General features: G+C 64.3%; 6 protein-coding genes. All 6 read left to right on the top strand.

Features of this window, described 5'->3' with window-relative positions:
* Positions 1 to 178 precede the first annotated feature (178 nt).
* The 6 genes from SLQ31_RS28210 (at position 179) to SLQ31_RS28185 (ending at position 6,521) form a co-directional block, all read left to right on the top strand.
* The gene (locus SLQ31_RS28210; RefSeq protein WP_319437483.1) at positions 179 to 757 is read left to right on the top strand and encodes a dihydrofolate reductase family protein; all 579 of its coding nucleotides are present in this window, start codon (positions 179 to 181) and stop codon (positions 755 to 757) included.
* Between the two features lie 94 nt (positions 758 to 851).
* Positions 852 to 1,280, top strand: a complete 429-nt coding sequence (locus SLQ31_RS28205) for a PqqD family protein (protein WP_319437482.1) — start codon at positions 852 to 854, stop codon at positions 1,278 to 1,280.
* Positions 1,281 to 1,283: 3 nt separating this feature from the next.
* On the top strand, positions 1,284 to 1,940 hold the full coding sequence (locus tag SLQ31_RS28200; protein WP_319437481.1) for a glycosyltransferase family A protein: 657 nt from the start codon (positions 1,284 to 1,286) through the stop codon (positions 1,938 to 1,940).
* Positions 1,941 to 1,945: 5 nt separating this feature from the next.
* On the top strand, positions 1,946 to 3,106 hold the full coding sequence (locus SLQ31_RS28195; protein WP_319437480.1) for a nucleotidyltransferase family protein: 1,161 nt from the start codon (positions 1,946 to 1,948) through the stop codon (positions 3,104 to 3,106).
* A 3-nt stretch (positions 3,107 to 3,109) separates the two neighbouring features.
* A complete protein-coding gene (locus tag SLQ31_RS28190; protein WP_319437479.1) occupies positions 3,110 to 4,783 on the top strand; it encodes an ABC transporter ATP-binding protein in 1,674 nt (557 codons plus the stop codon).
* A 1-nt stretch (position 4,784) separates the two neighbouring features.
* Positions 4,785 to 6,521 (top strand): glycosyltransferase, encoded by a 1,737-nt coding sequence (locus SLQ31_RS28185; RefSeq protein ID WP_319437478.1) that lies wholly within the window; start codon positions 4,785 to 4,787, stop codon positions 6,519 to 6,521.
* Positions 6,522 to 6,525: the final 4 nt, after the last annotated feature.

Below are 6,525 nucleotides of genomic sequence, written 5' to 3'. Positions count from 1 at the left end.
TCAACGAACGACCACGCAAACGCTTCGATTGGGACAACCCCGCCGAAGTCCTCGACAGACTACTGTCACCCCCGACAGAGTCCACTGTTGCAATCATTCCTTGAATCCGCCTCGCGATCTGTGTCGACACCTACAGCCTCGGCGATGAGTTTTGGCGTGGTCCCTGGTCTGTATCTGCATGACCACTACCTACACGTTTGACGTCTTCTCCAGCCTCGACGGCTTCGGCGGGGTCAGCGGTGGTGACTGGGGCGGCTACTGGGGCAAGCAAGGCCCCGAGCTACTCGATCACCGCCTAGCCCAGTACGACGTCAAGCAGCGAATGGTATTCGGCGCCAATACCTATCGGATGTTCACGCAGATGCTGGACTTAAGTGAAGAGGCGTCGGTGAATGACCTCTGGGTCACCCGGATGCGGCACCTGCCGGCGACGGTGGTGTCGACCACCCTGCAAGCACCCTTGGATTGGCCGGATGCGACCGTCGTCAGCGGTGACGCCGTCGACGTTGTCGCCCGGCTCAAGGAGGAGTCCGACGTGCCGCTGCGCTCGCACGGCAGCCTGTCGATGAACCGGGCGCTGATGGCCGCCGGCCTGGTGGACCGGGTTCAGGTGACGATCTTTCCCGTGATCACCGGTCAGACCGGTGATGACCCGCTGTTCGCGGGTGCGGCCGACTTCGACCTCGAGCTGATCGAGAGCCGAACACTCGACGGCAATATCCAGGAGCTCAGCTACCGGCCGACTCTGCACCCGTGAGGGTGAGACTTTGCCGCACTCGCTGCCTCGCATGGCGACTGCATATACATTAAGTTGCTAAGGCAACGCGTTGCCGTACGTTCGGGGAGGTTTGATGGCAGTTTTCGGGGTGCTCAGCCGGCAGATTGTCAGCGAACTCATCGACGGCGAAGCAGTGATCCTCGATCTCCGCAGCGGTCGTTACCACACCACTGAAGGTGTCGGAGCCGCAGTCTGGGGGGCTGCGAGCGAGGGTATGCATCGCAGCGACATCGTTGCCTCGTGCCGCGCTGGTTTCCCGGATGAGCTCGGCGTGGAGCAAGACATTGACGCGATGTTGGATTGCTTTGTCGCTGTCGGGCTGCTTACCCCTCTCGATGGCCCGACGGACTTCACCCATCACCAGCCGAGCTGGCCCGCCGCGTACCAGACTCCCAGGCTGGATTCGTATGACAATCTCGCGGACATGATGGCCCTGGATCCCATCCATGACGTCGATGCCGTCGGGTGGCCGTCGCCGGGAGCCGCTGCGGATAGGTGGTGACCTGTGAAGGTCGCAGTGGTCATCCCTTGCTGGAACCACGGTCGGTTGCTTGCCGAAGCGTTGACGAGCGTGGCCTCGCAGACACTTCAGCCGACTCAGGTGATTGTCGTGGATGACGGATCCACCGATGACAGCGCCGCGGTGGCCCTGGCGCACCCCGAGGTAACGCTGGTTCGACAACAACACGCAGGAACGGCCGCGGCACGCAACACCGGGCTGACTCATGCCGAGGCCGACGCCGTCGCTTTCCTGGACGCTGATGACCTGTGGCCGCCGGAGAGTCTGGAGCGTCGGATCGTTGCGCTGCGCGAACACGATGCTGACGGTTGCTTCGGCGTCGTCGAGGAATTCGGGGACTCGATGGCCTACGCGGCCTCCGCGCGCGCGGGATCTGCTGCTCGACTGCCCGGTTCGATGATCGTCACTCGTGAGGCGCTGGACCAGGTCGGGATGTTCGACACTTCGTTGGCGGCTGGTGAGGCGATCGACTGGGTGATGCGATTCGACGCGGCCGGGCTGCGCTGGTGCAGCGTTGCCGACGTCGTTCTTCGTCGGCGCATCCATGCAGACAACACGTCACGCGATGCCTCTCCTCGACAGCGACTTGCGTTGCTCGAAGTCGCTCGGCGGGCCAGGGCAGCGAACCGCGGCGCGCGGTGAGTGTCGTGGCGCGCGAGACACCCGTCGCCATCCGGCGCGGCGGCCCCGAAACCGGCGAGAGTGGACGGTTCGTACCGACATCAGCTCACGTGCCGCTGCTTCGGGTAGTGGGCGGACGGGGGATCGAGGCGCGGGACGCGTTGCTGAATTGGTGCCGCACATTCGATCCGCGGCTTCCCGTGGACGGCGGGACGTATCGGCTCATGCCGATGGTGTTCCATCGAATGCAACAGTGGGATGTCGATCACGAAATCCGTCCGCTGCTCAAGGGGGTGTACCGGCGGTCGTTCGTGGAAAACTCGCGGCTCGTCGAGGGTGCGGCACCAGCGGTGCAAGCGTTGGACGATCGCGGCCTGACCCCGGTGCTCCTCAAAGGTGCCGCCTTGGTCGCCGGCGGCCATTACCCGACGCTTGCCGCGCGCCCGATGTCGGACATCGACGTATATGTGACCTCAGCCGATCGAACGGCGGCATTCGCGGTATTGGCCGATATCGGTTGGCAACTCCAATTGCCCCCCGTTGATTTGCGCGTCTATCACGCGGCCTCATTCCGCGCGCCGGACGGCGTCGCCACACTCGACCTCCACTGGTGGCCGCTCAAAGATGTCAGGGGACCGAAGTCGGAACGGGCGTTGCTGACAAATCTCGTTCCTGCGGCCGGCCTTGATCTTGCGGCGAGTGTGCCCGATGCGACCGCTCAACTGATCATCACTCTCGTGCACGGAGCCGAGCCGAATCCCGAGCCGCCGGTGCGGTGGGCCGCCGATGCACTCTTGCTCTTGGCCGGCGCCGACGAAGTGGATTGGGGCCGCGTGGTCGCGTTCGCCCGTAACCATCAGGTGGGTGTGCGCCTGAGGCGGATGCTGGTCGTCCTGGACTCGATTGTCGGTGGGGCGGTGCCCCAGTGGGTCCTACACGAGCTCAATGCATTACGCGTGTGGCCCATCGAGCGGTGGGAACGACGGATGATGGATGCCGACTACGCGTCGTCGACGATGTTTGCGTCCAAGACTCTCATCGTGGCATTTGCTGCGGAGCGGACCGCGTCGACCGCTGCAGTGTGGCTTCGGCTGCTCCGCGAATACCACGAATCGTGGCAAGTGCCGTGGCCATTGATGCCCGCCGCCGCCGTAGCGAGGCTGTTTCGACGCATCGGGCGGCGGTGAACGATGCGACGGGTCTGCCTCGCGATCATTCCGCCCAACCCGCTGATGCACTGGAACAAGGGACGAGCTGCGCTGGCTTGGGCACTTGCGGTGTTGACCGCATTGTTGCTCCTGCCTGCCGTCTGGATCGTCCGAGAGCTGTTCGACGTCTCGATTCCGGCCGGGGACCGGCGGGCTGCCTTCCTCGGCTGCGTCGGGTTGATCGCGATCCGCGTCGTGGGATCGGGACTCACACTATGGCAACGTCGGGTGAGCATGCGGCTGGCCAAAGCCGCTGCGGCGGACATGCGCCTGAAGATCGCCGGTCGGGTCCTGCGTGCCGATCCCCGAATCTTCGACAGCCTTGTCCCGGCACGGTTGCAGGCGCGCATGGTCCACGACAGCGAACGCTTCGATGTCATGCTCAACCGCCTGATGTCGGTGGTGCTGCCGGCGTCTGCGAGCGCTGTCCTTGCCGCCTTCGGAATGATCGTTGTGAGCCCACTTCTATCCGTGCTGGGGTTCGCTGTCGTCATGGTCGCCCTTATGGCGCACCGGTACCAGGCGGCACGAGTCCGAAGGAAGACCAAGGACTTTCAGGAAGCTTTCGAGTCCTACGCGGCCAGCTCCGCCTTCTTGGTCCGGCATGTCGAACTGGTCAGGGCACGTGGTTTCGAAGAAGGTGAACTCAAGCGACAGGCCAACGTCATCGGGCGGCTCCGCGACCGTGGCAACGCGATGGCGGATGTGCACGCCGAGGCTGGGCAAACGCAATACGTGGTCGGTGGTCTGGTCGTAGTCCTGGCATTGATTGTCGGCGGACAACAAGTGATCAGCGGTACGTCGTCAGTCGGCAATTTGGCGGCGTTTTACTTCGCCGCGACGCTGCTGGCGCAGGCGCTCGTGCAAGTCACCTCCGCGCGTCATGAGGTGGTGGCGGGCCGATTGGCGACCGAGCGGTTGACTGAATTGTGGGACGCCCTGCCGCCGGCGGAAATTTCCTCTGCACCAGAGGGATTCGGGACGAGCGACGCGCGGGTGGAACTGCAGTGTGTCTGTGCGATGTATGACGATCGGATGATTCTGCAAGGACTCGACCTGTCACTCAGGGCCGGTGAGCACGTCGATGTCAGCGGTCCGAACGGTGCCGGCAAGACCACCCTGTTGCGGGTTCTCCTTGGCGTGCTCACGCCGACCTCGGGACGAGTGATGTTCGACGGGTGTGACCTTTCGCGGGTTGACGGCGATGAGGTACGGCGCAGGATGGGGTGGGCACCGCAGCGACCGACCTTCTTCGACGGCACCATCGCCGAGAACCTCAGCTACGGCCGCCCGGACGCAGGAATCGGGGAATCGTACTGGGCTCTCGAGGTCGTCGGCTTGACCGATTTCGTCGATACATTGCCAGCGGGAATCCACTCGCCCATGGGTGACGAGGGCGTCCGTCTCTCCGGAGGCGAGGCGCAGCGCGTATCCATCGCCCGCGCCCTCATCGGCCACCCCGATCTCGTGGTGCTGGACGAGCCCGGAAATCACCTTCCGCCTACGGAATTGGCCTCGATTCTGAGCTCGATCCGCCACGCGCTGCCGCAGGTAACGATCATTACGGCCGGGCACGAGAGGACGTGCGCGCTGATGGCAGACCGAGCGCTGGTTCTCCGGGACGGTGCGTTCGAAGAACTCGTCGTGCAAGGCTGACATGGGACGAGTTGAAATCGCCGAGCGTGACTTCGCGGCGCAGGTCTTCGCTGCGACTGCCCTTGCGTTGTCAGGGTCGGAAACCAGCAGCCACCTCTTCGACGTAGCCGATGTGCCGGTGGGCGTCGAGTTCGCCAGCCCCGCAACGAGTTCCGTTCTCCTGGGTGCACTGCGCCATCTCGAGGACCCCGGATCCCCAGCGGTGCGGCCGGAAGTGCGGCTGCAGGTGTGGGATTCCGCCTCTACCGGTGTACGGATGCCGCCACCACCAGTGCCCCGCAGCGCCTTCACCGACCGCGGCGATCTGGTGGGATTCGGCAATGGTCGCTATCTCGTCGCGTTTCACTGGTCCGAGTTCTCGGTGTGCGTTCTGGATCGCGAGACTGGCCGCGGCGTGTACTGGGTGCAGGACGTAGGCAACTTGCCGTACTGGACGCGTTCGGCACCTCTTCGCACCTTGCTGCACTGGATCCTGATGGACCGCGGCCGGCATCTTGTCCATGGCGCCGTTGTTGGTGACGAGAAGGCCGCGGTACTCCTGGTGGGACGCGGCGGCTCGGGCAAGTCGTCAACCGCGCTGCAGTGCCTCGCGGCCGGGATGCAATTCCTGGGTGACGACTACGTGGCCATCGCCGCCGACCCGCCTCGCGCGTACAGCCTGTTCTCGACGGCGAAAGTGGCCCCCTCGCAACGCTGGCCGACGGGCCGCCTGTTGATGCCGCCGGGGCCTGGTGACGAGAAGGTCGTACTGGCTCTCGACGGCCCCGACGCCCACCTCCCGCGCAAGCTTCCACTGTCGGCCCTCGCCACCTTGCGGTTCGGGGATGGCGAGGCATCGGCCGTCGAAGCAGTCGACCCATCGGCCCTGTTGCACGCAGCCACCTTCACCACGCTGGCACAGCTGCCGCACGCCGGTGCACCGCTGCATCGGATGATGTGCGACATTCTGGCGCAAGTCACAACCACACGGATTCGTCTGGGGCGTAACCCTGAATCGGTGGTCGCTACCGTGCGGTCTGTCGTCGCAGGTCAGTCTGTTCTCGAGATCCCGGAGTCCGATGCGCGGCCGCTGGTCAGCGTCGTGATCCCGGTCCACAACGGTGCGCGGTTCCTCGCCGACGCGGTGGCGAGCATCCTTGCTCAGGAGTACCCGGAGCTCGAGCTGATCGTGGTCGACGATGGATCCATCGACGATCTCCAGCGGGCGGTGGCCGAACTTCCGGTCGACGTCACCTACTTACGCCAGTTGCAACAGGGGCCTGCGGGCGCTCGCAACACCGGAATCGCCTCCGCCCAAGGAGAATTCGTCGCGTTCCTCGATGTCGACGACCTATGGCCCGCCGGCGCGCTCGACAAGCTTGTGCGGACTATTGTCGATGAGGGCTGCGATGTCGTGACGGGCTGGGCGCAGATGGCGCTGTATGACGAATCAACTTCGGTGACAACCCGATTCGGCAATCCCGAGGCCTCGTTTCCGTACTATATCGGCGCGGGTCTCTACCGCCGGTCGGTGTTCGATACCGTCGGCGTGTTCGATCCGGATATGCAGTACGGGGAGGATACCGATTGGTTTGCCCGACTTCATGAGTCGGGCCGGATGGTGCACCGGCTCCCGCTGGCGACGTTGGTCGTGCGTCGTCACAGCGAGAACATGACACGAGACAAGGACTTGGTTGAGTTGGGTGTCGTGCGTGCCGTGAAGAAGTCGTTGGATCGCCATCGACTGCGCGAATCGTAACGAC

Origin of the sequence: Mycobacterium sp. RTGN5 (assembly GCF_033804465.1) — a bacterium.
Lineage (GTDB): Bacteria > Actinomycetota > Actinomycetes > Mycobacteriales > Mycobacteriaceae > Mycobacterium.
This window is presented reverse-complemented; position numbering and strand designations above follow the sequence as displayed.